1 protein-coding gene is annotated in these 230 nt (G+C 57.0%); it reads right to left on the reverse strand.

Annotation, left to right across the window (positions count from 1 at the left end):
- The coding region (locus RRF55_RS28245; protein WP_439419332.1) for a hypothetical protein at positions 1 to 230 on the reverse strand (230 nt) is incomplete at both ends.

Raw genomic sequence — 230 nt, forward strand, 5'->3', positions numbered from 1 at the left:
GTCTTCTTCTGGATGCTGCTGGCTGCGGGAGAACGTTGGTAGCGGGGTTTCCACCCGCGGCTGCGCGTCCTCGGGCTCGTGGCGGTTTGCTTCCAGTGCTTCGGACAGCGATTCGTAAGCTTCTCTGAAGCGAGGGTCTTTCAGTTCTTCTTCCAGAGAGATTGCGGATCGCGCGAGATCCAACGCGCTTTCTATCGCGCTTCTTTCAACGAAGATTCGGTGCTTCAAGT

It is taken from the genome of Klebsiella sp. K47, from assembly GCF_051858335.1.
In the GTDB taxonomy this organism is placed as follows: domain Bacteria; phylum Pseudomonadota; class Gammaproteobacteria; order Enterobacterales; family Enterobacteriaceae; genus Klebsiella; species Klebsiella pneumoniae.